This is a genomic window from Streptomyces sp. bgisy027, assembly GCF_057710365.1.
On sequence record NZ_JBYIVZ010000038.1, the window covers coordinates 55,184 to 80,186 of the forward strand.

Annotated in this window: 24 protein-coding genes; 12 read left to right on the forward strand and 12 right to left on the reverse strand. The window is 70.7% G+C overall.

The window, feature by feature from the left end; all coding sequences use genetic code 11:
• Positions 1-53 precede the first annotated feature (53 nt).
• The 4 genes from AC3ETA_RS32655 (at position 54) to AC3ETA_RS32670 (ending at position 2,125) form a co-directional block, all read left to right on the forward strand.
• Positions 54-794: a hypothetical protein gene (locus tag AC3ETA_RS32655; RefSeq protein ID WP_432196503.1), complete on the forward strand. Its 741-nt coding sequence runs from the start codon at positions 54-56 to the stop codon at positions 792-794.
• A 116-nt stretch (positions 795-910) separates the two neighbouring features.
• On the forward strand, positions 911-1,093 hold the full coding sequence (locus tag AC3ETA_RS32660) for a hypothetical protein (protein ID WP_432196504.1): 183 nt from the start codon (positions 911-913) through the stop codon (positions 1,091-1,093).
• Positions 1,094-1,099: 6 nt separating this feature from the next.
• A complete protein-coding gene (locus tag AC3ETA_RS32665) occupies positions 1,100-1,438 on the forward strand; it encodes an ArsR/SmtB family transcription factor (RefSeq protein ID WP_432196505.1) in 339 nt (112 codons plus the stop codon).
• 207 nt (positions 1,439-1,645) lie between these two features.
• Positions 1,646-2,125, forward strand: coding sequence for a hypothetical protein (locus AC3ETA_RS32670; protein WP_432196506.1), 480 nt, complete (start codon positions 1,646-1,648; stop codon positions 2,123-2,125).
• Positions 2,126-2,144: 19 nt separating this feature from the next.
• Here the strand turns inward: AC3ETA_RS32670 and AC3ETA_RS32675 are convergent, their stop codons facing one another.
• From AC3ETA_RS32675 to AC3ETA_RS32705, 7 genes are all read right to left on the reverse strand, one after another.
• Positions 2,145-2,495, reverse strand: a complete 351-nt coding sequence (locus AC3ETA_RS32675) for an ArsR/SmtB family transcription factor (RefSeq protein ID WP_432196507.1) — start codon at positions 2,493-2,495, stop codon at positions 2,145-2,147.
• 155 nt (positions 2,496-2,650) lie between these two features.
• Positions 2,651-3,004, reverse strand: a complete 354-nt coding sequence (locus tag AC3ETA_RS32680) for a zinc ribbon domain-containing protein YjdM (protein ID WP_432196508.1) — start codon at positions 3,002-3,004, stop codon at positions 2,651-2,653.
• Positions 3,005-3,053: 49 nt separating this feature from the next.
• Positions 3,054-3,425 carry an STAS domain-containing protein gene (locus tag AC3ETA_RS32685; RefSeq protein ID WP_432196509.1) on the reverse strand — a complete coding sequence of 124 codons (372 nt, stop codon included), beginning with the start codon at positions 3,423-3,425 and terminating at the stop codon, positions 3,054-3,056.
• A gap of 35 nt (positions 3,426-3,460) precedes the next feature.
• Positions 3,461-3,877, reverse strand: coding sequence for an ATP-binding protein (locus AC3ETA_RS32690; RefSeq protein WP_432196510.1), 417 nt, complete (start codon positions 3,875-3,877; stop codon positions 3,461-3,463).
• Entirely contained in the window at positions 3,874-4,281 is a 408-nt protein-coding gene (locus AC3ETA_RS32695; protein ID WP_432196511.1) for a pyridoxamine 5'-phosphate oxidase family protein, read from the reverse strand. The genes AC3ETA_RS32690 and AC3ETA_RS32695 overlap by 4 nt, the downstream gene beginning before the upstream one ends.
• Positions 4,278-6,032 (reverse strand): SulP family inorganic anion transporter, encoded by a 1,755-nt coding sequence (locus AC3ETA_RS32700; RefSeq protein ID WP_432196512.1) that lies wholly within the window; start codon positions 6,030-6,032, stop codon positions 4,278-4,280. The genes AC3ETA_RS32695 and AC3ETA_RS32700 overlap by 4 nt, the downstream gene beginning before the upstream one ends.
• On the reverse strand, positions 6,029-6,370 hold the full coding sequence (locus tag AC3ETA_RS32705; RefSeq protein ID WP_432196513.1) for an ArsR/SmtB family transcription factor: 342 nt from the start codon (positions 6,368-6,370) through the stop codon (positions 6,029-6,031). The genes AC3ETA_RS32700 and AC3ETA_RS32705 overlap by 4 nt, the downstream gene beginning before the upstream one ends.
• A gap of 266 nt (positions 6,371-6,636) precedes the next feature.
• On the opposite strand from AC3ETA_RS32705, the gene AC3ETA_RS32710 reads away from it, so the two are divergent.
• The 4 genes from AC3ETA_RS32710 (at position 6,637) to AC3ETA_RS32725 (ending at position 10,377) form a co-directional block, all read left to right on the forward strand.
• Positions 6,637-7,548: a pyridoxamine 5'-phosphate oxidase family protein gene (locus AC3ETA_RS32710; RefSeq protein WP_432196514.1), complete on the forward strand. Its 912-nt coding sequence runs from the start codon at positions 6,637-6,639 to the stop codon at positions 7,546-7,548.
• Positions 7,549-7,616: 68 nt separating this feature from the next.
• Complete coding sequence (locus tag AC3ETA_RS32715; RefSeq protein WP_432196515.1) at positions 7,617-7,763, forward strand: hypothetical protein; 147 nt, start codon at positions 7,617-7,619, stop codon at positions 7,761-7,763.
• A gap of 184 nt (positions 7,764-7,947) precedes the next feature.
• Entirely contained in the window at positions 7,948-9,366 is a 1,419-nt protein-coding gene (locus tag AC3ETA_RS32720; RefSeq protein ID WP_432196516.1) for a DEAD/DEAH box helicase, read from the forward strand.
• A gap of 351 nt (positions 9,367-9,717) precedes the next feature.
• Positions 9,718-10,377 carry a TetR/AcrR family transcriptional regulator gene (locus AC3ETA_RS32725; protein ID WP_432196517.1) on the forward strand — a complete coding sequence of 220 codons (660 nt, stop codon included), beginning with the start codon at positions 9,718-9,720 and terminating at the stop codon, positions 10,375-10,377.
• Between the two features lie 38 nt (positions 10,378-10,415).
• On the opposite strand, the gene AC3ETA_RS32730 is transcribed toward AC3ETA_RS32725, so the two are convergent.
• From AC3ETA_RS32730 to AC3ETA_RS32745, 4 genes are all read right to left on the reverse strand, one after another.
• The gene (locus tag AC3ETA_RS32730; RefSeq protein ID WP_432196518.1) at positions 10,416-12,140 is read right to left on the reverse strand and encodes a carboxylesterase/lipase family protein; all 1,725 of its coding nucleotides are present in this window, start codon (positions 12,138-12,140) and stop codon (positions 10,416-10,418) included.
• A complete protein-coding gene (locus tag AC3ETA_RS32735; RefSeq protein WP_432196547.1) occupies positions 12,137-13,390 on the reverse strand; it encodes a choice-of-anchor Q domain-containing protein in 1,254 nt (417 codons plus the stop codon). Before AC3ETA_RS32735 ends, AC3ETA_RS32730 begins: the two co-directional genes overlap by 4 nt.
• Positions 13,391-14,258: 868 nt before the next feature.
• Positions 14,259-15,311 carry an alcohol dehydrogenase catalytic domain-containing protein gene (locus AC3ETA_RS32740; RefSeq protein WP_432196519.1) on the reverse strand — a complete coding sequence of 351 codons (1,053 nt, stop codon included), beginning with the start codon at positions 15,309-15,311 and terminating at the stop codon, positions 14,259-14,261.
• Positions 15,312-15,339: 28 nt separating this feature from the next.
• Positions 15,340-16,347 (reverse strand): NADP-dependent oxidoreductase, encoded by a 1,008-nt coding sequence (locus tag AC3ETA_RS32745; RefSeq protein WP_432196520.1) that lies wholly within the window; start codon positions 16,345-16,347, stop codon positions 15,340-15,342.
• Between the two features lie 544 nt (positions 16,348-16,891).
• Here AC3ETA_RS32745 and AC3ETA_RS32750 point away from each other — a divergent pair.
• The gene (locus AC3ETA_RS32750) at positions 16,892-17,119 is read left to right on the forward strand and encodes a hypothetical protein (protein ID WP_432196521.1); all 228 of its coding nucleotides are present in this window, start codon (positions 16,892-16,894) and stop codon (positions 17,117-17,119) included.
• Positions 17,120-17,270: 151 nt separating this feature from the next.
• Positions 17,271-19,160: a propionyl-CoA synthetase gene (locus tag AC3ETA_RS32755; protein ID WP_432196522.1), complete on the forward strand. Its 1,890-nt coding sequence runs from the start codon at positions 17,271-17,273 to the stop codon at positions 19,158-19,160.
• A gap of 84 nt (positions 19,161-19,244) precedes the next feature.
• On the opposite strand, the gene AC3ETA_RS32760 is transcribed toward AC3ETA_RS32755, so the two are convergent.
• Positions 19,245-19,781, reverse strand: a complete 537-nt coding sequence (locus AC3ETA_RS32760) for a TetR/AcrR family transcriptional regulator (RefSeq protein WP_432196523.1) — start codon at positions 19,779-19,781, stop codon at positions 19,245-19,247.
• Positions 19,782-20,001: 220 nt separating this feature from the next.
• On the opposite strand from AC3ETA_RS32760, the gene AC3ETA_RS32765 reads away from it, so the two are divergent.
• Positions 20,002-20,232 (forward strand): NAD-dependent epimerase/dehydratase family protein, encoded by a 231-nt coding sequence (locus AC3ETA_RS32765; RefSeq protein WP_432196524.1) that lies wholly within the window; start codon positions 20,002-20,004, stop codon positions 20,230-20,232.
• A gap of 430 nt (positions 20,233-20,662) precedes the next feature.
• Positions 20,663-24,937 carry a discoidin domain-containing protein gene (locus tag AC3ETA_RS32770; RefSeq protein ID WP_432196525.1) on the forward strand — a complete coding sequence of 1,425 codons (4,275 nt, stop codon included), beginning with the start codon at positions 20,663-20,665 and terminating at the stop codon, positions 24,935-24,937.
• The last annotated feature ends 66 nt before the right edge of the window (positions 24,938-25,003 follow it).

Below are 25,003 nucleotides of genomic sequence, written 5' to 3' on the forward strand. Positions count from 1 at the left end.
ACTGCAACCGTGGAGGACGAGGGACATCCCGCTCGCGTCAGGCGGTGATCACGATGACCAGCGCGCAGAAGCAGGCCGCGGTGGCTTTGGCAGCCGCGGTGGCGCTCGCCGGCGCCGGCACCGGGGTCTGGGCGGCCGCGCAGAGTGGCCGGGCGGGTGACACCAGCGCGTCGCGCGCGGCGTACCTCCAGCCCACGCCGAGCGCATCGGGCTGCGGCGGCCACGGGCCCTCGGACTGGGGCATGACGGGCGACCGCGACGGTCGGGGCGACTGGATCGGGCCGTCGATGACGGGCGGCCACCCCTGCGGCCTGAGTGGGAACGGGCGACCGGTGACCTCGATCTCGCAGGCCGAGGCCCGTGCTCAGGACTTCGCCGACCGGCTGGGCCTGCGGGTCGGCGAAGTCATGCAGTTCTCGCGCAACTTCTACGCCGAGCTCCGCACGCCGTCCGGCCACCGCGCCACCGAAGTCCTCGTCCACCCTCGCAGCGGTGCCGTCCGGCTGGAGTACGGCCCGGCGATGATGTGGAACACCGAGTACGGCATGCCCATGCACCGCAACGCCGCGCAGGAGACCGTCTCCGCGGCGGAGGCCCGGGGGATCGCCCGGCACTGGCTCGACAAGCACCTCACGGGCCGGACCCCGGGCGATGCCGAGGCGTTCCCCGGCTACTACACCCTGCACACCCTCAGGGACGGCAGGGTCACCGGCATGCTGTCGGTCCATGCCGGCACCGGCCAGGTCTGGTACCACGACTGGCACGGCGCGTTCATCGCCATGAGCGAGGACTGAGTCGCTCACCGCTCGACCCGGCCTCACGCCCGGAACTCGGTCACCGCTAGAATTGCAGAGTTCTTCAATTGGTCAGTTGCATTGTTCTCTAGATGATCCACGGTCCGGAGGCCGGAATGAGCGAAGTGGCCGATGCGCTGCTGGCGCGGGTACGCGCTGCCCATGCCGATCTGACGGCGGCCCTGCAGGCCGAGGACGTGTACGCCGTCGCGGTGGCCCAGGACGAGCTCGACGACGCCGTACGGCTGGCGAGGCGGCATGGGCTCGACGTCGGTGCCACGGGGATGCCCGAGGGGTGATCGTCCATGCCCATGCCGCTGTACGAGGCCAAGGCCGACTTCTTCCGGATGCTCGGCCACCCGGTGCGCATACGCGTCCTCGAGCTGTTGCAGGACGGGCCGAAGCCGGTGCGTGATCTGCTCGCGGCCATCGAGGTCGAGCCGTCGAACCTGTCCCAGCAACTGGCCGTACTGCGTCGCTCCGGCATCGTCACCGCCACCCGCACCGGCACGACCGTGACGTACGAACTCGTCGGCGGAGACGTCGTCGAACTGCTGGCCGCGGCCCGCAGGATCCTGTCCGTGCTGCTGGCCGGCCGGCAGGACCTGCTCGAAGAGCTCCGCAGGACGCAAGCACCGCGGTGACGGGCGAATGCCGCGTGGCCGGCATCGGCGCAGGCACGTCGGTGGCGGTCCGCAAGGGCCTGCCGGCCCCCTTGCGGGCCTTGTCGGCTCTATGAACCGCCCTCGCTCTTCGGGATGATCAAACGTGTCTGCGGACTGCCTCCACTTCCCTGACGGCGGTCCGGGAACGCGTTGTCTCCTTCAGGTGGCGAGAAAGGACCGTGTGAAGTGATCGCTGTCGTGGGACACCCCGACCTCACCGCGCCCACGCTGAAGCTGGTGGAGGAGGAGTTGCGCCGGCGGCTGGCCGAGTTCGCGCGGGCGGGCAGGGCCGGGCTGGTGCGGGCCGGGCAGGGACTGCCGGTCGCCTTCGGCAGAGCCGCCCGAGCCGCGGGGCTCGCGTTGGTGACCGTCCTGCCCGCCAAGAACGGTGTGCCCGACGTGCTGGAGTCGAGCGACCGCAGGGCGGCCGGTGAACTGCTGTTGCTCTCGGAGCAGGTGCGGCTGATGGAGTACGACCAGGCCGACCGCGGCGCCTGTGTGGGGGCGGACGAGAACCTGATGCGGTCGTGCGCCCGCGTGCTGGCGGTGTGGGACGGCTCCCCGTCCGACGGCCGTGACGCCACCGCCCATCTCGTGGCCTTCGCTCGCAGCAGCGGCGTGGACGTGGAAGTGCTGTGGCCCGACGGTGCCTGCCGCAGAGGCTGAGGTTCGTTCGGCGCCCTGGCTACGACGGCGGCCGCCCCTCGTTCTGCGCGGCCTTCAGGTCGGCAAGCAGCTCGGCCTGTCCGGCGAGCACGCCGGAGAGGATGGTCCGCGCGACCCGCAAGAGCTCCGCGACCTTCGGACTGGTCAGCGAGTAGTGGACGGTCGAGCCCTCCTTGCGGGTCCTGACGAGATTCGCCCGCCGCAGCACGGCCAGTTGCTGGGACAGATGGGCGGGTTCGATACCGACCTCGGGCAGCATCTCGGCGACCGCGTGCTCGCGCTCGCTCAGCAGCTCCAGGACCCGGATCCGGGCCGGATGCCCGAGCGTCTTGAAGAACTCGGCCTTCAGTTGGTACAGCGGCGTACTCATCGTGTCGTCCCTTCCCCGACACCACAGCACAACCCCACCGGCCGGAGCCCGGTGCATCGAATCCACCCAGTCATCAAGAACATGCGGTCCATCCTCGCCTGTGGCTCGGCCTGCGCCGAATCCGCCCGTGCGGAACGAGGCGACCGGGCGCCGGGTCAGGCCTTCTTCACCACGCCGGACTTCAGCTGCATGGCGCCGAACCCGTCGACCTTGCAGTCGATGTCGTGCCCGTCCACTCCGTCGACCAGGCGGATGTTGCGCACCTTGGTGCCCGCCTTGATACCGGTCGGGCTGCCCTTGACCTTCAGGGTCTTGACCACGGTCACGGTGTCACCGTCGGTTAGCACGTTGCCGACCGAGTCCCTGACCACCCTGTCGCCGGAGCCCGGCTTCGTGGACTCCTCGGACGGCGACCACTCGTGACCGCACTCGGGGCACGCCAGGAGTGCACCCAGCTCGTAGGTGTACGTGCCGGAGCACTGGGGGCAGGGAGGAAGGCTGTCGTTCATGACGTACATGTCTTTCGGTCGGTGAGCGGATGGAGCGGTCGTCGGTCGGTCACGCCTGCCGGTCGTCCTCTGGGTGCAGAGAGCGCCGGGTGTGGGCGGACAGCGCGGTGGCGAGGTCGGGGTGGACGGGGATGTCGGGGCAGTTGCCGGGCGGGACCAGGGAGCCGTCGGCAGGGATGGCGGCCAGTTCCAGCCGCCGGCCCGCTCCGGCCAGCCGACGGGCGGCCTCGGTGATCGCCAGTTGGCCCTCGATCGACCAGCCGCGCAGTTCGCCCAGATCGAGGATGATCACGCCGGTGCCGCGGGCGGCGGCCCAGCCGACCGCGCCGGCGAAGCGATGGACCGCGTGCGGACCCAGGTATCCGGCGACGGTGAGTATGCCGAAGCCCTGCTCGTCGGTGTAGCGCCAGTCGATGGTCATGCCGTGAACTTCCTTGAGAGTGCGGCCCGTTGAGGTCAGAGGGGCAGGGTGATCCAGATGCTCTTGCCCTGCTGGTCGGCGTCCGCGCGGACGACCGCGGTGCCGCCCAGTTCGTGGGTGAGTTCCATGACGGTCGCCAGTCCGCCACGGATCTCGCCGATCAGAGGGGGCCGGAAGGGGTGGCGGTCGTGGACGGCGAAGGCCAGGCAGTCCCGGCCGGCCGTGTAGATCACCGTCACGTGCGGGGAGCAGACCGCGGCGTGCCGGACGCTGTTGGTCACCAGCTCGCCCAGGATCAGCAAGGCCGGGTCCACGGCGGGATGCCGCGGGCCGATTCCCCATTCGGCCAGGGCCTGTTCGGCGGTCTCGCGGGCCAGCCGCACCGCGGCCGGCTGGTTCGGCAGGGTGAGGACGTGGCGGTGGGGGAGGGCTGCAAGTCGCATGGCCGTCATACCTCCGCTCGGAGCAGGCGGAAGCCGCTCACCGTCCTGGGACGCAGGCACAGCAAGGTGTCGTGCGGGCCGTGCGTCCAGCCGGTGAGGGTGCGCCGGTAGTGGGCCGCCTCGTCGGGGTCGTCGATCACCTCGGCGGGGCCGGACAGGGTGACGGTCCAGCCGGTGCCGCCCACCACCCGGATCTCGTCCACCTGATAGGTGACCGCGTCCGGCAGGGCAGCCGCCCGGACCGGAGTCCTGACGATGAGACGTCCGTACTCCCACACGTGCCGGGCCGGCCGTACGGCGGACTGTCCCCGCTGCGGGTACACCAGCCGCCCGAGGCTGCTGCCTTCCACCAGCCACAGCGCTTCCGCGCCGGAAACCTCGGCCATGCGCAGGGCCGCGGGAGGAAGGCTCATGGCGCGGGCTCCTCACGGAACTCGGGGGACTTGGCGGGGTTCGGGACCGCCTGCCGCTCCTGGCGGGCGGCACCCGCGGGCAGGACTCCGGCCCGTTCGAGATGGTCGCGAGCGCCCCGGATGGCCTCCGGAGTGGTGGCGTAGTCCCGGCCGTCGGGCCGCAGCAGGTCCAGCGCGCCGACGGAGTCCAGGACTTGGTGCTGGCCGGGACGGATGCCGGAGGCCAGGACGAGGATGCCGCGCCGCGTCAGCTTCTCCACCGCGTCCTTCACCACGAGGGCGCCGGTGGCGTCCATCGTCGACACCCGGGACATGCGCAGGATGACGACCCGGACGTCGGCCACCTCGGTGAGCTCCAGCAGGAAGCGATGCGCGGCGGCGAAGAACAGCGGCCCGTCGATCCGGTAGGCGACGATGTGCTCGGCCAGCAGGGCATGCTCCTCCACGCTGTGATCGCCCCGGTCGAGGGGCACCTGGTCGAAGCGGGCCTGCCTGGCCACGGCACGCAGCGCGAGCATTCCCGCCACGGCCAACCCGATGATCACCGCGTACACGAGGTCCAGCGCGAGGGTCGCGACAGCGGTGAGTACGAGGATCAGCGCATCCGCGCGGGTGGCCCTGGCCATCGCCCTGAGCGAGCCGACCTCGACCATGCGGACCGCCGTGGCCAGCAGCACGCCGGCGAGGGCCGCGAGCGGGATCTTCGACACCAGAGGCGCCGCCGCGAAGACGATCACCGCGAGGATCGCGGCGTGGACGAGGGCGGCCAGCCGGGAGCCGGCGCCCGTGCGGACGTTGACCGCGGTCCGGGCGATGGCTCCGGTCGCCGGGACTCCGCCGAACAGCGGGGCCGCGATGTTGGCCAGCCCTTGGCCGAACAGTTCGCGATCGGGGTCGTGCTTCTGGCCGACCGTCATGCCGTCCGCCACCGACGCGGAGAGCAGGGACTCCAGGGCCGCGAGCGCCGCCACGGCGACGGCCGGGGCGAGCAGAGTGCCGAGCGAACCGAGTTCAAGGAAACCGATCGAGGGCGCCGGGAGCCCGGAGGGAAGGTCACCGATCGGCTCGGCCGCGTCCAGACCGGCCAGCTGGGCGACGACGGTGGCCGCGATGACGGCGAGGACGGAGAACGGCACGGCCGGCCGCAGCCGAGCGCCGACCAGCATGACCGCGGCCACCGCGACCGCGAGCCCGACCGCTGTCCAGTTCGGATGCCGCGCGAACGACTCGACGGCCCGCCAGGTCACCACCAGCACCCGATCACCCTCGGGCTTCGGCACACCGAGCGCGTTCGGGATCTGCTGGAGCCCGATCACGCACGCGATCCCGAGCGTGAAGCCCTCCACCACGGGCGCGGGCACGTACTGCATGTACTTCCCGGCCCGCAGCGCGGCCAGCGTCACGAGCATGACGCCCGCCATCAACCCGACGGTCAGCACACCGGTCGGCCCGTACGCGCCGACGATCGGCACCAGTACGACGGTCATGGCCCCCGTCGGCCCCGACACCTGGAGATTGGAACCACCGAACAGCGCGGCGAGCGCGCCGGCCACCACGGCCGTCGCCAGGCCCGCCGCGGCGCCGAGACCGGAGGAGACACCGAAGCCGAGCGCGAGCGGCAGAGCCACGATCGCCACGGTCAGACCGGCGAGCAGGTCCCGCCGGGGCGCGCGCCGCATGTCCGTCAGGTCGGAACGGGCGGGCAGCAGCGCGCCGAACCGGGCCCCTGCCCGGCCGATCATCGATGTCATCGCGCGGAGACCTCGACGTCCCGCAGTTCGGCGAGCAGTGCGCCCTGCCCGGAGAGCACCTCGGTGAGGATCCGTCGCGCGGCCCTCATCAGGTCCGCGACGTCCCCGCCCGCCATGGCGTAGACGACGGTCGAACCCTCCCGGGAAGCGGTGACGATCCCTGACCGGCGCAGCACCGCCAGCTGCTGCGACAGACCCGACGGCTCCACGTCGATGGCGACCAGCAGGTCACGTACGGGCATCGGTCCGTCCTGCAACAGCTCCAGCACCCGGATCCGCACGGGATGCCCCAGCATCCGGAAGAAATCGGCCTTGGCCTGGTACAGCGGAACGGACACAACCCCTCGGCTTCCTCTACAGCGCCCCACCTCGGAGCGGAGACAGATGCTGTGCCCGCGGCTACCGGATCTGGCGGGCACAGCTTCTATAGCATCTAGGCAGTTGCGAAATTTTGCAATTTCGCATCCCGTGGAACCTGCATGTCCATCGGACAAAGGCCGGTCGACCCATACGGCGGACCGCGGCCAGGGCCGATCGACTCAAGCGGCGGTGTGCCCCGCATGGCACGTTGGAGGCAGTACCACCGCGAGGAAGGGCGACGACCATGCGAGCTCACCTCGGCGACCAGCTCGTCATCGAAAGCCCCGCCACCGGCGCCGCACGGCGCGACGGCGAGATAGTCGGACTGCACCACGAGGACGGGACACCCCCGTACGACGTGCGCTGGTCGGACACGGACGAGGTGACGCTCGTCTTCCCCGGCCCCGACGCGCATGTCCGCCATCTCGAGCACGGCCCGCCCGGCACCGACACGAGCGAGGCGGAGCCCGAGTCCACGGCCGCACCGCGGGCGGGCACACCGAACCCCGGAGATGTCGGGCGACGCGTCGCAGTCGAACGCCGCCGGCACGGGCTCAGCCGGGAGGAGACGGCCCGCCGCGCCCGTATGTCCCCGGACTACCTGGCCTATCTGGAGGAACACCCGGCGGACCCGACCGTGGCGACGCTCATCCGCCTGGCCGACGCACTGGGCACCACCGTCACCGCGCTGCGCGGGGCGGGCATCGACACCCCGCCCGGCCAGGGTCAGGCACTGCTCCATCCCCACCTGCGGGATCTCAGCCCCAAGGAGTGCCGCGCTCTGCTGTCGACGCACGGCGTCGGGCGCATCGCCGTGACGACCCCCGACGGACGCCCGGCGATCATCCCGGTGAACTACGAGATCGTCGACGACGACATCGTCTTCCGGACCGCTCCCGGCTCTGTCGCCGCAGCCGCCGTCGGAACGGATGCGGCCTTCGAGGTCGACCACATGGACAACGCCTTGAGCCAGGGGTGGAGCGTCCTGGCGGTCGGCCCCGCGAGCGCCGTGACGGAAGCCGCCGCCGTACGCCGACTCGTCCAGCACGCTCACACCGCACCGTGGGTCGGCGGGAAGCGGGAGATGTGGGTGGCGATCCACCCGGTACGTCTCACGGGCCGCCGCATCACTCCCGCCGATGCCTCGCAGTGGTGACCCGCCGAACTCCGACAGCCTTGACGCACACGGCACCGAGGTCGTGCCGGGCCCTGGTTCAGACCCCCGTGCCGCCTTGCGCTGCCATCCGACTCGGGCCGGTCGCGTACGCGGGCGAGGGCGGTGTCGTCGTCCCCGCGCACCGGCACGGCCTGCGGCGGATGACACGGATCGAGGACATCACCAAGGCCCCGATCGGCGCCCTCACCACCTGACGAGGACGCGGCAGGGCCGTCTCCTCGGCTGGGCGACGCCGTGGTGGGCAGCACGGCGGCGCGCCCCGTGCTAACGTTCGACGTTTGCGGCGTGGCTGTGCCGGTGCGACATTCGGCGTCCCGGCCGGTGGCCGCGTCCCCGCCGCGCCTTCCTCGGTACGGTCCCTTCGGAGGAAGGCTCTCTGTGAGCGAATCAGCACGTCCCGATGCCCGGCAGCAGGACGACGCGGCCGAGGCGGCCGACGCCACTTCGGCGGTGTCCTTCGCGGAGCTGGGGCTGCCGGCCGAGATCCTGCGGGCGCTCGACGAGCGAGATGTGACCGTGCCCTTCCCCATCCAGGCGGCGACGCTGCCGAACGCGCTCGCGGGACGGAACGTGCTGGGCCGGGGCCGCACCGGCTCCGGCAAGACCCTCGCCTTCGGCCTGGCGACGCTCGCCCGGACGGCCGGGCGGCGCGCACAGCCCAAGGAGCCGCTGGCGCTCGTTCTGGTGCCCACCAGGGAACTGGCGCAGCAGGTCGCAGAGGCGCTCACCCCGTACGCCGAGGCGCTGCGGCTGCGGCTGGCGACCGTGGTGGGCGGAGTGTCCATCGGCCGGCAGGCCGCCGTGCTGCGGGACGGCGCCGAGATCGTCGTCGCCACGCCCGGTCGGCTGCACGACCTGATCGAGCGCAAGGGCTGCCGACTGGGACGGGTGCGCATCACGGTCCTGGACGAGGCCGACCAGATGTGTGACATGGGGTTCCTCCCGCAGGTCACCGAGATCCTGGACCAGGTGCGTCCCGACGGCCAGCGGATGCTGTTCTCCGCCACGCTGGATCGCGACGTCGATCAACTGGTGCAGAACCACCTCCGGGACCCCGTCGTGCACTGCGTGGACCCCTCCTCCAGCGCGGTCTCCACGATCGAGCACCACGTCTTCGTCGTGCACGGCCCGGACCGGTACGCCGTGACCACGGAGATCGCCGCCCGGGACGGCCGCGTCCTGCTGTTCCTCGACACCAGGCACGGCGTCGACCAGCTCACGCGGCACCTGCGGGCCAGTGGTGTGCCCGCCGCCGCCCTGCACAGCGGGAAGTCCCAGCCGCAGCGCACCCGGACCCTGGCCCAGTTCAAGAACGGGCAGGTCACCGCGCTGGTGGCGACGAACGTCGCCGCACGAGGCCTGCACGTCGACGACCTCGACCTCGTGGTCAACGTCGACCCGGCCACCGACCCGAAGGACTACCTGCACCGCGCGGGCCGCACGGCCCGGGCCGGCCGCTCGGGCACCGTCGTGACACTCGCCCTGTCGGCCCAGCGCCGCGAGGCGGGCCAGGTCATGACGGACGCCGGAGTCGCCCCCAAGGTCACCAAGGTACGGTCCGGCGAGGCCGAGTCGAGCCGGATCACCGGCGCCAAAGCCCCCTCCGGAGTGCCTCTCGACGGCGGGCCGGCCGCACCGCGCCCCAAGAACCACAACACCCCGTTCCGGGGCCTGGGCAGCACCAAGGACGCGACGCGCGGTTCCGGCGGCAGGTCGTCCCGGTCGTCCCGCAAGACCAGCGAGGCCGCCAGGCTCGCGGAGGCCCGCAAGGCGGCCCGGGTACGACGCGGCGCCTGACCTCGGCTTTGCGTACTGCGCGCGGCTCGACCGGCCTCGGCCGGACGGGTCGGCCGGCTCCAGGAGCGGATGAACACTCCCGGAGCCGGCCTGACGGGCTGTCGGCGGGTCAGAACCAGCCGCTGCATTCGATGGCGCCGCCAGGGCCGTCGGTGCCGCAGGCCCGCATGACGAGGCCGGCGTCGTTCCACTGGCATCCCCACGGGTCTCAGTGCTCTCCCGCGAACGTACGGACCGCACCCGCCCATCGGTCCCTGTCATCCGTCAGGATGCGCCCGGCCCGCCGGCCCCTCTGAGGCGCGGCGCGAAGTCCCGGGCGCCGTAAGCCTGTTCCCCTCTAGAGTCGGTCCTATGACGGAGGCACCGGCAATGGACCGAGGCGCGCGGTCGCGGGACGCGATACTCGACACCGGTGGTGAGCTGATGTCGCGCCACGGGTACGCCGCCACGTCGATCTCGATGATCTCCGCCGCGTCCGGCCTGCCGACCAGCTCCATCTACTGGCATTTCCGCAGCAAGGACGGGATCTACGTCGCCGTACTGGAGCGTGCCAGGACCGTGCTGTTGGCGGCCTTGCCGCCGAGTGAGGTGCCCGGCGCCGGCGTCGCGGAGCGTCTGGACACCTTTCTCAGGGAGGTCGAGGACGCGTTCCAGCGTCATCCGCGAGGTGTGAAGCTGCTGTTGGGGCTGGGCATGGTGCAGCAGGACGCCAGTGCGGCCGCCGCGGCCGAGGTGCATCAGTACCGTGACGCGCTGCTGGCCTGGGCCCGGGACTCGTTGAGTTCCGTGTTCGGCCTGGGGGACCGGCCCGAGGTGGCGAACGAGTTGGCGCGCTTCACGCTGAGGATGGCGAGCGGGACGGCGGTGGCCCGCTGGTTCGAGCCGGACACCGTGCTGGACACCGGGCCGTTGCGTGTGGCGCTGCTTGCTCTGGCGGATCACCACGGTGTTCCGGTCCGGGGCGCCCCTGGCGAGGACGCCCCCTCCGGCGACGTCACGACCGGGGAATGACGACCCGGTACTGGAGGGATGGAACCGCCGACGTCATCTCACGGCTCTTGCGGGAATCGGGGCGGCTGCCAGAACTGACAGCGGTGGTCGGCTGCGAAACCGGTCGTCGCTCCGACCCGGTCCGGTGCCAGTACCTGGATGCGGTCTCCGCCGGCCGTGTGGCGCGCCCATGGCGGAGTGCCGGGTGCGTTGGGGTTGCCGGTGGCGGCGAAGCGGGCCCAGTAGGCGGTCATCGTGGCGGACAGCCGCCGCTGGGCGGGCGTCAGGGGCGCAAGCACGTCCGTGGGGAAGAGATAGGCCAGTTCGGAGGCGTGGAAGGCGCCCTGCGGTGTGTGCGGTGCCGGGATGAACGGCGGCGCCTGGGCGTCGTGGAACTCGTAGGCGTAGACGTGCACCCGGCTGCCGTACAGATGGCTGTCGGCCCGTGCCGGGCAGGCGAACCGCTGGTCGGTGCCGACGGCGGAGTAGGCCAGGTTGGGGGACGGGTACGCCGAGGCCGGGTAGGTGGCCAGGACCGCTGCCGCTCGGTCCCCGTACTGGAGCCTGATGAGGGCGGCGTACGAGTCGGGGGTCAGGGGGCCGCCGCCGAGCAGATCCACGTACAGCGCGGTGAAGTAGCGGTATTCGTCATGCGTGCTGCCGCTCAGTGTCGGGACGGTGTTCACTCGTCCCTCGGCCCATGCTGCCTGTGGCGTGCGGGGGAGGATGCGGGGACCGGTGTTCGGGGCCCACAGGGAGGCGGTTCCTGTTCCGGGGGCGCGGATCAGATCGGTGGGGGGCACCGAACGCAGGCAGGCCGCCGCGACTTTCGGCTCGGTGCAGCCGACCGAGGCCGCGAAGTCGTTTCCCTTTCGTTCGGCCGCGCCGAGTGTGAGAGGTGTCAGGCCGCCGTCCGTGGCGCAGGCTCCGCTCTGCTGGATCGCGCGGTGGAACAGGCCTTTCGCCGTCGGCGAGGCGACGTGGAGACAGGTGTCCGCCGATCCGGCGGACTGGCCGCCGAGCGTCACCCGGTTCCGGTCGCCGCCGAAGGCGCCGATGTTGCGCCGTACCCAGCGCAACGCGGCCTGCTGGTCCATCAGGCCGTAGTCGCCCGAGGCACGGTCGGCGCTCTCGGCCGACAGGGCGGGGTGCGCCAGGAACCCCAGTGCTCCGAGGCGGTAGTTGACCGTCACCACGACCACGCCGCGCGCGGCCAGCGCGGCGCCGTCGTAGTCGCTGCCCGCACCGTACGCGTTGGCACCACCGTGCAGCCACACCAGTACCGGGAGAGGCCGGCCGTTGGTGCGGGCGGGTGTACGGACATTGAGGTACAGGCAGTCCTCCTCCGTGCTGCCGGTGCGGTTGGACTCGCCGGGCAGGACGGGGCCTCCGTCGGGGAGCAGCGTCAGCGGTAGTTGGGGGCAGGGGTGGGCTGGTGCGGTGGCGTTCCGGGTGCCCGTCCACCGCGCCGCGGGTCGCGGCGGACGCCAGCGAAGCTCACCGACCGGCGGGGCGGCGTACGGGATCCCCTGGAAGACTCGGCCGCCGTCGTGGGCTGCCGTGCCCCGTATCAGGCCCAGGTCCGTGCGTACGACCAGGGATTCGGGGCCGGTTTCGGAGCGGGCGGTGGCCGGGGGGACTGTGAGTGTCAGGAGCAGGGCGGCGAAGGCGGCCGTGGCCCGGGCCGGAGCGAGGCGCGAGCGCGGGGCGGCGATGGCGGTTGCGGCGCGGGCCAGGGCGGGGCGCGGGGCCCTGATCCGTTTCGGGCAGGAGTCCGGGGTCATGACGTGTGCTCGTAGGCGCCGATGTCGCAGGTCGTGCCCTGGGGGCGTGTCACGCCTCGCTGATCTGTGGCGGGGCAGTCGTCGGCCGCGTCCAGAGCAGGGCTGCCGGGCAGTAGCGCGACCGTGTCGGTGGGGCCGCCGTTGTCCGCCAGCGGGCCGATCAGTGGGGTGCGGCTGGGCAGGTCGCCCGGTGCGGTCAGTCGGCAACTGCCGTCACTGTCCAGATTGTTGCTCAGCGACGCGATGGTGGCGAAGGCCTTCTTGCAGTCGGCCGGCGCGCCGTCGACGGTGTTGCCCGCGATGATGGAGTTGCGCAGCGTCATGCGCCCCAGGGGCAGATCGATGACGTCAGGGATCGGCGAGGGCAGGCTGTCGAGATAGGCGGGGGCGATGTTGATTCCGCCCCCGCCGTCGCTCGAACGGTTTCCGGTGATGGTCGAGTTGAGGATCTCCACGGGCCCCCTCCCGCGGATGTCGATGCCCCCGCCGTAACCGGCGAGGCTGCCGGGGCGGTCGCCGGGGTTCGTCACCCGGTTGTCCGCGATCGTCGAGTTGGTCACGGTGCCGGTGTCGTCGAACCGGATGCCACCCGCCTCTCCCGCGGCATTCCTGCTGACGGTGCTGTCGATCAGATCGAGGTGGGAGCCGGGGACGTTGAAGACGCCCCCGCCGTAACCTGCGGAGTTCCCGGTCACGGTGACCCGGCGCAGCGTCATGTGATGTCCGTTGGCGATCGCGCCGCCGCCCGTGTCGGTGATGGGCAGTTCGCGTTGCCTGGTCACTCCACCGGTGATCGTCAGGTCGGACAGCCGGCTGTCCGCCTGCATGCGGAAGGCCCGGTCCAGGTGGTTGGCGTCGATCACTGTGGTCCGTGCGCCGGCCCCCTTGATCGTGGTCCGGGCGGCGACGTTCAGGTCACCCGTGGTGGGGTCGGGGTTGTCGCCGATGATCAGTCGTGGGTCGGGCGGGATCGTCAGCCGGTAGTGGCCCGGAGGCAGGGTGATCGTGCTGCCCGGGCGGGCGTTGGCGGCCATCACCGCGGCACGCAGGCTGCACGCGCCCGAAGCCGTGAGACACCGGCCGTCCGACGCGTCGACGTCGACCGCGTCGGACGTGGTGTCCACGGTGAATTCGGCGGGAGCGGGGGCGGGGGCGGGGGCTGTGCCGGGGGCCGGGGGAGCGGCGGCAAGGGCGACGGGATGCGCCGCGGCGGACAGGAGCAGGGCGGCAGTTGCGGCCGTGGCGGCCATGGATTTCACGGGGTGAACCCCTCTCGGCGAGCATTCCGGGCGTACCAGGACTCTGCGGCTGCGAGGACTTCGTGCTGATGAGCGGGTGCGCGGCTCGTACGGGGAACGGCGTCGGCGCGACCGGGGGCGTCTCTTGGGTACTGCCCGCGGTCTGGAGCGAGCGTTCCATTCAGAGTGCCCGGTGTCCACGGACGGGCGGGGAATGGCCGAATGAGACTGCCGTGGCCCCAGAGAGAGGAAGCGGATCGCGTGCCGTGGGCGTTGGCCACGGCCGGGCCTGGCGATCGCGGTGTGCGGACGCTTCGGCACGTCAGGCCAGGGCGGGCGCGGGGTCGGCTGAACACGGCGACCGGGACGGCCCCGCGCGGGGCATGGCCGCGGGCCGTCGCGACGTCGCACGGCGGCCCGCAGTTCCGGCCATCGGCCCTCGCCCGCCCCGGCCGGCAACCCGGCGCCTCATGCGGTCAGCGCTGCCCGGGCAGCCCGCGCCAGGTCTGCCCGTGCCGATGAGAAGCCGATCCGGTCTGCACTGCCCAGCACAGCCCGCGCCAGGTCTGCCCGTGCCGATGAGAAGCCGATCCGGTCTGCACTGCCCAGCACAGCCCACGCCAGGTCTGCCCGGCCCGCTGAGAAGCCGATCCGGTCTGCACTGCCCAGCACAGCCCGCGCCAGGTCTGCCCGTGCCGATGAGAAGCCGATCCGGTCTGCACCGCCCGGCAGCCCGCGCCAGGTCTGCCCGTGCCGATGAGAAGCCGATCCGGTCAGCACCGCCCAGCACAGCTCGCTCCATGTCTGCCCGGCCCGCTGAGCAGCCGATCCGGTGACCGGTGGCCGCCTCGTCACCACCGAGGCGGTTCACGAAGAGGCGTCAGCGCGTGGGGTCGAGAACAACCTTGCGGACGCCGTCGCCACGGCCCGCGAAGAGTTCGTACGCCGCCGGGCCCTCGGACAGTGCGAAGTGATGGGAGACCACGGCCTCGGGCTGGATCCGGCCGGCCTGGGTGAGGGCGATCAGGGGAGGGAGTTCGTAGTGCACCGAGCACAACCCGATCGCGAACTCCAGCTCCTTGATCTGCGCCAGTCCCATGTGGAAGGGGAACGCCTTGCTCTGGCTGACCCCGATGACACTCACCCGGCCCGCCTGCCGCACGGCCTTGAGGGCGAGCTCGATCGTGGTGTCCGAGCCCACGGCCTCCACCACGGCGTCCGGCCCGCGTCCGCCGGTCAGCTCCCGAATGGCCGCCCGCACATCCTCGCCCTCGACAGGCTCGACACCCAGGGTGGCGGCGAAGGCACGACGCTCCGCGACGAGGTCCGTGCCCAGCACCCGCGCGGCGCCCATCGCGAAGGCGGACTGCGCGGCCATGAGGCCGACCGGGCCGAGGCCGACGACCAGGACGGTCTCACCGGGCTGGATACGGGCGCGCCGACAGCCGTACCAGGCAGTGGGTGCGTTGTCCGTCAGGACGACGGCCGCCTCGTCGGAGATGCTCTCGGGCAGCCGCACCAGATTGACGTCGGCGCAGGGCACAGCCAGGGCTTGGGCCTGGCTGCCCTGGAGCTGCGGGCTCACGCCGTAGCAGAGCTCCATGCTGGACTTGGCGCGCTCGCACCGGGCGGTGAACCCGGCCGCGCACGAGCGGCACTGCGCACAGCCGACGGACGCGGGCACCAGAACCCGGTCGCCGGGCTTGAAGCGGGTGACCTGGCCGCCGGTCTCGACGACCACGCCGACGCACTCATGCCCCGGTGTGTAGCCCAGTTCCGGGCTGAACGGGTGGCCGCCGTAGATGTGCAGGTCGCTGCCGCAGATGCCGGCCGCGGTCACCTGCACCACCGCGTCGGCGGGGTGGGTGACGGCGGCGTCGGGGACATCCCCGAACCGGATGTCGTGACGGCCGTGGTAGGTCAGTGCCTTCATCGGATCTCTCCTCCCCTCTTCGGCCCGGTCAGTCCGCGATCTTCAGCACCAACTTGCCGCGGTTGTCACCACGGAACAGGCGCAGCAGGGTTTCGGGGAACTCCGTGACGGAACCGGACACCACGTCCTCCAAGGACGTCAGCCGGCCCTCCGCCCGCCACTCGGCCAGTTGCGCGATGCCCTCCCCGTACCGGTCGGCGTAGTCGAACACGACCATGCCCGTCATGGAGGCGCGGTTCACCAGCAGCGACAGGTAGTTGGCGGGGCCTTGCGGCCGCGTGCTGTTGTACTGGGAGATCGCACCGCAGACGACGATGCGGGCACCGCGCGCCAGCCGCAGCAGCACGGCGTCCAGAATGTCGCCGCCGACGTTGTCGAAGTACACGTCGACGCCGTCGGGGGCGTGTTCGCGCAGCGCCTTGCGGATGTCCTCCTTCTGGTAGTCGATCGCGGCGTCGAACCCGAACTCGTCGACCATCAGACGGCACTTGGCCTCGCCGCCGGCGATGCCGATGACCCGGCAGCCCAGGATCTTGGCGATCTGCCCGACGACGCTGCCTACGGCCCCGGCCGCTCCGGAGACCACGACGGTCTGCCCGGGCTCGGGACGCCCGATGTCGATCAGGCCGAAGTACGCCGTCAGGCCCGACATGCCGAGTGTGCCGAGATACGTCGGCAAGGGGGCCGCCGCCAGGTCGACCTTGGTCACGTCACGCCCGTCCGACACGCAGTACTCCTGTACGCCGAACGAGCCGGACACATGGTCGCCGACCGCGAATCCGGAGTGCCGGGAGGCGATCACCCGTCCCACCGCGCCGGCGCGCATCACCTCGCCGAGTTCCACCGGGCGGATGTAGGACCTGCCGGCGTTCATCCAGCCGCGCATCGCCGGGTCGATCGACAGACAGAGCACCTGCACCAGGAACTCCCCGTCGCCCGGCTGCCCGACCGGCTCCTCGACGTGCTGCCAGTCGGTGGGCCGCGGCTCTCCCACGGGACGCGCGGCCAGGCGCACCTGACGGTTGATCCTGCTCATCTCCGGCGGCTCCTTCGACGGTCGCGGTACGCGTTGACTCGGCGGCCGATGTCACTTACCGGCCCTCCCACGCGTCATACCGGCTGGTCGGTACGGAGAGTGAGCGTACGGGTGGGGTGCCGCCCGAGACAAGAGGGGCCGTGTGTGAGGTGCGGTGGATCATTCTGCCGGTACGAAATCCGGGACGACCGCTGATGCTTCGGTCCGCTCGCGAACGTCTGACCGGGGCCGGGCCTGTGATACGGCTGTGCTATGGAAGCGTGGCCTCCACCACGATCCGCCTCCCCCGAGCCCTGACAGGTGCCCCCCACTCGCACAGCCGCCTTCCTCTCACCAGTACTCGCCCTGGCCCTCGCCCTCGCGGGATGCGGGCAGCGATCGGGCCCGCCCGCATTCCCCGCGAGCCCCACCTCATCCAAGGACCCGCGCTTCCTGCGGCTCGCCGCCCACGACATGTCCGAATACCTCGCCCTGACCGGCGAGTTCGTTCCGGAGGATCCAAGGAGCGTGCACGCCCACCGCATCCCGAGGCGCGGCTGTCACGGTGAGGCGGACGGGGCGATCCACGGCACGTATCCGCAGGACCGGACGGATCCCGACCGCCGACGCCCGTTGCGAGCAGCGGACCGGCTGCGTCCACACCGTGCACGCCATCGACGTACGCATTCGGCATCGGCTCGTCACCCGGCATCGGGCGACGTTGGAGGCCCGGCGCCGCTGGAACGACGCCGCGCCCCGCACGGCCGACGAGATCCTGGACGACCGCTCGTGAGGGTCGGCCTCACGAGGCCGCGCTGTTGCCGGGGCGCTCCCGCACCCCGGGTCACGCGGTCGAGAGGGCCGCACACGGCTTGGCCGATCACATGATCAACGTGTGACATGGTGGCAGGCGGGCCACCACGACGCGGGTCAAGGAGAGCGCGATGGGAATGTACGAGGACGTCTTCCGGGCCAGCCTCGAAGACCCGGAGAGGTTCTGGCTGCGGGCGGCGGAAGGCGTCGACTGGGAGGTGGCGCCGTCCCGGGCCCTGGACTCCTCGGGCGCGCCCTTCCACCGCTGGTTCCCGGACGGTCGGCTCAACGTCTGCTTCAACGCGGTGGACCGGCATGTCGAAGCAGGCCGGGGCGAGCAGGCCGCCCTCATCTACGACTCCCCGGTGACCGGTATCCGGCGCACCTACACCTACGCCCGGCTGCGGGACGAGGTGGCGGCATTCGCCGGGGCTCTAGCCGGGCTCGGTGTGGGGCACGGCGACCGCGTGGTCATCTATATGCCGATGGTCCCCGAGGCCGCCGTCGCGATGCTGGCCTGCGCACGCATCGGCGCCGTCCACTCGGTCGTCTTCGGCGGGTTCGCACCGCCCGAACTCGCGGTCCGAATCGACGACGCCACCCCCAAGGTGGTCGTCTCCGCCTCCTGCGGCATCGAGGGCAAGCGCGTCATCGCCTACAAGCCGCTTCTGGACCAGGCGATCGAACTCGCCGGGCACAAGCCGTACAAGCAAGTGATCCTGCAACGGCCGCAGGAGCGGGCCGAGTTGGGGCCGGACGACCTCGACTGGGCCGAACTGGTCGCCGATGCGCCTCCGGCCGGCTGTGTTCCGGTGGCCGCGACCGACCCCCTCTACATCCTCTACACGTCCGGAACGACCGGGAAGCCCAAGGGAGTTGTCCGCGACTGCGGCGGTTGTGCCGTGGCTCTGCACTGGTCGATGGGTGCCGTCTACGACATCGGCCCGGGCGAGACGATGTTCACCGGGTCCGATGTCGGCTGGGTCGTCGGGCACTCGTACATCGTCTACGGGCCGCTGCTGGCCGGTGCCACGACCGTGCTGTACGAGGGGAAACCGGTCGGTACCCCGGACGCGGGCCAGTTCTGGCGGGTCGCCGCCGAACACGGCGTCAAGACCATGTTCACGGCGCCCACCGCCTTCCGCGCGATCAGGAAGGAGGACCCAAAAGGCACCCTCGCGGCCGGGTACGACCTCTCCCGGCTGCGCTATCTCTTCCTCGCCGGCGAGCGCCTCGACCCCGAGACCTACCACTGGGCGGGCAACCTCCTGGACATCCCTGTCATCGACCACTGGTGGCAGACGGAGACGGGCTGGCCGATCGTCGCCAATCCGGTCGGCATCGAGGCCGCACCCGTCAAACCCGGCTCGCCCACCCGCCCCCTGCCTGGCTGGGACGTCCGCGTCCTCGATCCGGCGGGGCAGCCCGTGCCGGCGGGCGTCGACGGCGCGATCGTCGTGAAGCTGCCCCTGCCGCCCGGTTCGCTGCCCACCCTCTGGAACGACGACGACCGCTTCGTAGCCTCGTACCTCTCCGCCTACGACGGCCACTACCTCACCGGCGACAGCGGGCACATCGACGAGGACGGCTACGTCTACGTGATGGGCCGCACCGACGATGTCATCAACGTCGCCGGACACCGGCTGTCCACCGGCAGCATGGAGGAGACCCTGGCCGCGCACCCCGACGTCGCCGAATGCGCCGTGATCGGCGTCGCGGACGCCCTCAAGGGGCAGGTGCCACGCGGCTTCGTCGTCCTGAAGGCGGGCACCGACCGCGACCCGGAGGAGGTCGAGGCGGAACTGGTCCGGCTCGTGCGCGAGCGCATCGGTGCCGTCGCCTCCCTCAAGGAGGTCGCCGTCGTGGCCGCCCTGCCCAAGACGCGCTCGGGGAAGATCCTGCGCAAGACGATGCGCGGTATCGCCGACGGCCACGACGAACCGATCCCGTCCACGGTGGACGACCCGAGCGTCATCGAGACGCTGCGCCCGTTGCTCCATCGCCCGGATCGCCGCGATTGAGGGGTGCCCAACCGGCACCGGGAGATGAGCCCTGCACCATGACGGAGGACATCGAGGGCAACGAGTTCTGCCCGCAGTGAGCGTCTACGGTCGGGCGCGGAGACCGTCGAGGATGAGGGCCAGCATGCGCGGTGACCGGTCCTGCGGCCCCGACGCGGCGCGCCACAGCGCCCCCGTGAGCTGGAGGAAGTCGCCGGGGTCGGCGTCCTCGCGAATGCTGCCGTCCTGCTTTCCGGCGTCCAGGAGCCGGCTGATCGCGGCGATGACCGGGCCGTGGCTCTGCTCGGTGATCGCCTGGTGCGTGCCGGAGCTGAGGGCGTCGCCGAGGCCGTGCTTTCTCCGCATGGCTTCGACGAGGCTGGTGGTCCAGTCGCGAAGTGCTTCGAGCGGAGGCATCTCGGCCAGCAGGCCGGGCACGGTGCCGACCAGGCGCTCGACCTCTTCCTGGTAGATCGCCAGGATCAACGCCTCGCGCGTCGGGAAGTTCCGGTACAGAGTGCCGGCGCCGACGCCCGCGCGCTGCGCGATCTGGTTCATCGACGTGTTGCCGTTCTCGGCGAACTGCTCGCGGGCTGCCACGAGGATGCGTGCCCTGTTCTCACGGGCGTCTGAACGGACCACTGGAGCCTCACCCTGCCAAGTGGAGAACTCTCCACTACGTTATCTGGAGAGGTCTCCACATCCTATCGGAGGAGCGTCATGCAGTACACGAAACTCGGCACGACCGGCATGGACGTGTCCCCGGTCGCGATCGGCGCGATGACCTACGGCGAGCCCGAGCGCGGGCACCCCGTCCCGCAGGCGCATCCCCGGAATGGCGCTGGCGAGCTGAGGAGGGGCAATGGCACAGGTGCTGGTCATCGGAGGGTCAGGATTCATCGGCAGCTGGTGCGTGCTCCGGCTGCTGGAGGCCGGGCACGATGTGCGCACCACGGTCCGCGACCTGGGTCGGGAGCCCGCGCTCCGCGCGCAACTGCACGCCGCAACCGGGTTCGACGACGGGCGGCCTGCCCGGACCTGCGCCGCGACCTCGGCGGCCACATCGTCGGTCGGACCGATACCGCGCGGTTGAGCAAAAACTTGCGTTGCTTGCGTTCACTTGCGCTCGGCGGACGCAAGCCCCCGCAACCCACTGACCGGACCGCAGGCCAGTGCCTGCCTGCCTGCGCAAGTCCTGTGCAAGGTCGACTCCTTGACCCCCGCGGCCCGTGCGCGCCCCGGGTGTCGTCGCCCCATCTGAGCCATGGGTGCTTCTGGTGAAACTTGTGCTGTCCCAGCTGTGGACCATCTTTCTAGCCTCTGCAATATTTCGATGAATCAACGCAAAATTCTGCTCGTGAGTCAGTCCCGAGAACCGTGCACCTCCGCCGGGCCGGCGCCGTCCCCTCGCCCCACCAGCGCCGCCCCGAGCGCGCTCAACCTGTTCAGCACCACTTCGTCAGGAACGAGCCGCCCTCGCTGCCCCCATCCGGGGCGCGAGCCTCCGTAGGAAGTGACCCCGTATGACTCGACACCAGCCGAGACCCCCACGACGGCGTGCGGCGACCACGCTGCTCGCCGTGGCCGTCATGGTTCTGGGCCTGCCCGCCGTCGGCGCGCACGCGGCCGACGTCCCCAGGGACGCCGCCGACGCCGCCACCACGGCGGGCAGTGCCCGCGCCGGTCACCAGGCCGCCCACATCACCGACGGCGACACCGACACCTACTGGCAGGCTGAGAAGAAGTCGGCCCAGTGGGTGCAGACCGACCTCGGCCGCACCCGGCGCGTCCGCCAGGTAGTGCTGCGGCTCCCCGAGCACTGGCAGACCCGCAAGCAGACGCTGGCGCTCCAGGGCAGCGCCGACGGCAAGACGTTCGCCACGCTCAAGTCGTCGGCGCCGTACGTCTTCAGCCCCGGGAACGGCAACACGGTGAAGATCTCCCTGCCGGCCACCCTCGCCCGATACGTACGGGCGGACTTCAGCGCCAACTCGGCCGCCGCCACCGCCCAACTGGCCGAGATGCAGGTCCGCACGACCGCCGCCGCCACCCCCAACCTCGCCCAGGGCAAACCCTTCAGCGAAAGCGGACACGCCGACGTCTACGGCGCCGCCAACGCCGGTGACGGCAACCGCAACACCTACTGGGAGAGCAGGAACAACGCCTTCCCGCAGTGGCTCCAGGTCGACCTGGGTTCCTCGGTCAAGGTGAATGAGGTGACACTGCGGCTGCCCGGCGGCTGGCCGAGCCGCAGCCAGACCCTCAAGGTCCAGGGCTCGACCGACAACCAGAACTTCACCGACCTGACCGCGTCGAAGGCGTACACCTTCGACAGCTCCAACGACCAGTCCACGACCATCAGCTTCGACGCGACCACCACGCGGTACGTACGTGTACTGATCACCGCAAACACCGGCTGGCCCGCCGGGCAGGTGTCCGAGCTGGAGGTCTACGGACCCGTGACCGGAGACACCCAGGCGCCCTCCGCCCCGTCCGGCCTGGGCTACACCGAACCGGGCACCGGGCAGATCAGACTGACCTGGAACGCGGCCACCGACGACACGGCCGTGACCGGCTACGACGTCTACGCCAACGGCCAGTTGAGGGCGAGCGTCCCAGGCAATGTCCTCACCTACACCGACACCCAGCCGGCCGGCAGCGACATCACGTACTTCGTGCGGGCCAAGGACGCCGCCGGCAACGTGTCGGCCAACAGCAACAGCGTCACCCGCAAGGGTTCGGGCGGCGACACACAGGCACCCACGGCGCCCGGCACCCTCGCCTACACGCAGTCCGGCAGTGACGTGAAGCTCACCTGGCAGCCTTCGACCGACAACGTCAAGGTCACCGGATACGACGTCTACGCCAATGACCAGCTCGTCAGGACCGTGGCGGGTGACGTCACGACGTACACCGACTCCCCGTCGGCCAGTGCCACGGTCACCTACTACGTGAAGGCGAAGGACGCGGCCGGCAACGTGTCGGCGGCGAGCAACAGCGTCACCCGCACCGGCTCGACCGGTTCCGGCTCCGACCTCGCCCAGGGCAAGCCCATCGAGGCATCGTCGTACGTCTTCACCTACGTCGCCGCCAACGCCAACGACGGGCAGACCAGCACCTATTGGGAGAGCGCGGGCGGCGCCTACCCGGCCACCCTCACCACCAGGCTGGGGGCCAACGCCGACCTCAGCCAGGTCGTCGTCAGGCTCAGTCCGGACGCCGCCTGGTCCACACGCACGCAGAACATCCAGGTGCTCGGCCGTGACCAGGACGCGACGGCTTTCACCAGTCTGGCCGCGGCCAAGGACTACACCTTTAACCCGGCGAGCGGCAACACGGTCACCATCCCGGTCTCCGGCGCGGCCGCCGACATCCAGCTCAAGTTCGCCTCCAACACCGGCGCCCCGGGCGCGCAGGTCGCCGAACTCCAGGTGATCGGCACCCCGGCCGCCAACCCGGACCTCAAGGTCACCGGCATCACCAACTCGCCCGCGGCCCCGGTCGAGTCGGACACCATCAGCCTGACGGCGACCGTGACCAACATCGGCAGCAGGGCCTCCAAGGCCACCGACCTCAACTTCACGCTCGGCGGCACCAAGGCCGGCACGGCCGACGTTCCGGCCCTCGCGGCCGGTGAGTCGAAGACGGTCACCGCGAGCATCGGCACCCGGGACGCGGGCAGTTACCCGGTCGGCGCCGAGCTGGACCCGTCCAACAAGGTCATCGAGCGGAACGAGGCGAACAACACCTTCACCCGCTCCGACGCCCTCGTGGTCAAGCCCGTCTCCAGCTCCGACCTGCTCGCCGCCCCGGTCTCCTGGACCCCGTCCAGCGCGTCGGCCGGTGACGAGATCAGGTTCACCGTCGCGGTCAAGAACCAGGGCACCGTTGCCTCGGCGTCCGGTGCCCACGACGTCACGCTGACGATCCAGGACTCCAAGGGCGCCACCGTCAAGACGCTCACCGGCTCCCACAGCGGCGCCATCGCGCCCGGCCAGACGACCGCACCGGTCGCCCTCGGCTCATGGACGGCCGCCAACGGCAAGTACACCGTCAAGACGGTCATCGCCGACGACGCCAACGAACTCCCGGTCAAGCGCGCCAACAACACCACCACGCAGCCCCTGTTCGTCGGCCGCGGCGCGGACATGCCGTACGACATGTACGAGGCCGAGGACGGCACCGTCGGCGGCGGCGCCAGGGTCGTCGGCCCGAACCGCACCATCGGCGACGCAGCGGGCGAGGCGAGCGGCCGCAAGGCGGTGACGCTGAGCGGGAACGGACAGTACGTCGAGTGGACCACCCGCGCGGCGACCAACACCCTGGTCACCCGCTTCTCCATCCCGGACGGCACCAACACCACGCTCAACGTCTACGTCGACGGCCAGTTCCTGAAGCCGATCGACCTCACCTCCAAGTACGCCTGGCTGTACGGCAACGAGACCGCGCCCGGCAACTCGCCCGGCTCCGGTGCCCCGCGCCACATCTACGACGAGGCGAACCTGCTGCTCGGCAGGACCGTCCCGGCAGGCTCCAGGATCCGGCTCGAGAAGGACGCGGCCAACACCTCCACCTACGCCATCGACTTCATCAACACCGAACAGGCGACGGCGGACCCGAACCCGGACCCGGCCGCCTACGCGGTCCCCGCCGGCTTCTCCCACCAGGACGTCCAGAACGCCCTCGACAAGGTCCGCATGGACACCACGGGCAAGCTCGCCGGCGTCTACCTGCCCGCCGGTGACTACGAGACCGCCGGCAAGTTCCAGGTCTACGGCAAGGCGGTCGAGGTCGTCGGAGCCGGACCGTGGTTCACCCGCTTCCACGCCCCCGCCTCGCAGGAGAACACCGACGTCGGTTTCCGGGCCGAGGCCAGTGCCAAGGGCTCGACGTTCGCCGGCTTCGCCTACTTCGGCAACTACACGTCCCGGATCGACGGTCCGGGCAAGGTCTTCGACTTCTCCAATGTCTCCGACATCACCATCGACGACATCTGGGTCGAGCACATGGTGTGCCTCTACTGGGGCGCCAACACCGACAACATGACCATCAAGAACTCCCGCATCCGTGACATGTTCGCCGACGGAATCAACATGACGAACGGCTCCACGGACAATCACGTCGTCAACAACGACGCCCGGGCCACCGGCGACGACAGCTTCGCGCTGTTCTCGGCGATCGACGCGGGCGGCGCCGACGAGAAGAACAACCTCTACGAGAACCTGACGTCGACGCTGACCTGGCGTGCGGCCGGAATCGCCGTCTACGGCGGCTACGACAACACCTTCCGCAACATCCGTGTCGCCGACACCCTGGTCTACTCCGGCATCACCATCTCCTCGCTGGACTTCGGCTACCCGATGAACGGCTTCGGGACCGAGCCGACGACGATCGAGAACGTCTCCCTGGAACGGACCGGCGGCCACTTCTGGGGCTCGCAGGTATTCCCGGCCATCTGGGCGTTCTCCGCCTCGAAGGTCTTCCAGGGAATCAGGGTCAACAACGTCGACATCGACGACTCCACCTACGGAGGCGTCATGTTCCAGACCAACTACGTCGGCGGTCAGCCGCAGTTCCCGGTGAAGGACACGATCTTCACCGACATCTCCATCACCAACTCGAAGAAGAGCGGTGACGCGTTCGACGCGAAGTCCGGGTTCGGCATCTGGGCCAACGAACTGCCCGAGCCCGGTCAGGGCCCGGCCGTCGGTGAGGCCGTCTTCCGCAACCTGCGGATGAGCGGCAACGCCGAGGACATCCGCAACCGGACGACCACTTTCAGGATCAACATCGAGTAACTCGCACCGGTTCCACACAGAGCGGGACCACCCTCGTCGAGGGCGGTCCCGCTCATCCGTAGGTCA

Coding starts and splice junctions, on each gene's coding strand:
- AC3ETA_RS32655 (WP_432196503.1), top strand. CDS start 54: ATGACCAGCGCGCAGAAGCAGGCCGCGGTGGCTTTGGCAGCCGCGGTG.
- AC3ETA_RS32660 (WP_432196504.1), top strand. CDS start 911: ATGAGCGAAGTGGCCGATGCGCTGCTGGCGCGGGTACGCGCTGCCCAT.
- AC3ETA_RS32665 (WP_432196505.1), top strand. CDS start 1,100: ATGCCCATGCCGCTGTACGAGGCCAAGGCCGACTTCTTCCGGATGCTC.
- AC3ETA_RS32675 (WP_432196507.1), bottom strand. CDS start 2,495: ATGAGTACGCCGCTGTACCAACTGAAGGCCGAGTTCTTCAAGACGCTC.
- AC3ETA_RS32680 (WP_432196508.1), bottom strand. CDS start 3,004: ATGAACGACAGCCTTCCTCCCTGCCCCCAGTGCTCCGGCACGTACACC.
- AC3ETA_RS32685 (WP_432196509.1), bottom strand. CDS start 3,425: ATGACCATCGACTGGCGCTACACCGACGAGCAGGGCTTCGGCATACTC.
- AC3ETA_RS32690 (WP_432196510.1), bottom strand. CDS start 3,877: ATGACGGCCATGCGACTTGCAGCCCTCCCCCACCGCCACGTCCTCACC.
- AC3ETA_RS32695 (WP_432196511.1), bottom strand. CDS start 4,281: ATGAGCCTTCCTCCCGCGGCCCTGCGCATGGCCGAGGTTTCCGGCGCG.
- AC3ETA_RS32700 (WP_432196512.1), bottom strand. CDS start 6,032: ATGACATCGATGATCGGCCGGGCAGGGGCCCGGTTCGGCGCGCTGCTG.
- AC3ETA_RS32710 (WP_432196514.1), top strand. CDS start 6,637: ATGCGAGCTCACCTCGGCGACCAGCTCGTCATCGAAAGCCCCGCCACC.
- AC3ETA_RS32725 (WP_432196517.1), top strand. CDS start 9,718: ATGACGGAGGCACCGGCAATGGACCGAGGCGCGCGGTCGCGGGACGCG.
- AC3ETA_RS32730 (WP_432196518.1), bottom strand. CDS start 12,140: ATGACCCCGGACTCCTGCCCGAAACGGATCAGGGCCCCGCGCCCCGCC.
- AC3ETA_RS32735 (WP_432196547.1), bottom strand. CDS start 13,390: ATGGCCGCCACGGCCGCAACTGCCGCCCTGCTCCTGTCCGCCGCGGCG.
- AC3ETA_RS32740 (WP_432196519.1), bottom strand. CDS start 15,311: ATGAAGGCACTGACCTACCACGGCCGTCACGACATCCGGTTCGGGGAT.
- AC3ETA_RS32745 (WP_432196520.1), bottom strand. CDS start 16,347: ATGAGCAGGATCAACCGTCAGGTGCGCCTGGCCGCGCGTCCCGTGGGA.
- AC3ETA_RS32755 (WP_432196522.1), top strand. CDS start 17,271: ATGGGAATGTACGAGGACGTCTTCCGGGCCAGCCTCGAAGACCCGGAG.
- AC3ETA_RS32765 (WP_432196524.1), top strand. CDS start 20,002: ATGGCACAGGTGCTGGTCATCGGAGGGTCAGGATTCATCGGCAGCTGG.
- AC3ETA_RS32770 (WP_432196525.1), top strand. CDS start 20,663: ATGACTCGACACCAGCCGAGACCCCCACGACGGCGTGCGGCGACCACG.